This is a genomic window from Ahrensia sp. R2A130 (assembly GCF_000179775.1).
In the GTDB taxonomy this organism is placed as follows: Bacteria; Pseudomonadota; Alphaproteobacteria; order Rhizobiales; family Rhizobiaceae; genus Pseudahrensia.
Map to the genome: position 1 here is coordinate 1 of NZ_AEEB01000051.1, position 448 is coordinate 448.

A 448-nucleotide genomic window follows, 5' to 3' on the forward strand; every position below is an offset into this window, starting at 1 on the left:
GCTGGGCCACCCAGGAGAAGGGCTACTCGCAAAGACGGGCATGTGCCGTCGTTGGCATTGATCCGCAGGTTATCGCTATCGATCGACGCGCAGCGACGACACGGTGCTGCGCGGTCGATTGCGTGAGCTGTCGTCGGAGCGGCGCCGGTTCGGATACCGCCGTCTGCATCTGCTGCTGCGTCGGGAAGGCTTTTAGGTGAACTGGAAGCGGCTGTATCGCATCTACCGCGAGGAGAAGCTGACGGTTCGCAAGCGTGGTGGCCGCAAACGAGCGCTGGGAACGCGTGCGCCGATGACCATCCCGCAGGGTGCCAATCAGCGCTGGAGCCTGGACTTTGTGTCCGACACTCTGAGCGATGGACGCCGCTTCCGCATCCTGTGCATCATCGACGACTTCAGCCGCGAATGTCTGGCGACGGTTGTCGACACGTCCCTATCTGGCAGCAGG

At 62.9% G+C, this 448-nt stretch carries 1 pseudogene; it reads left to right on the forward strand.

What is annotated here, in order from left to right:
• Positions 1-448 (forward strand): annotated as a pseudogene (locus R2A130_RS18605) (IS3 family transposase); the annotation flags it as partial.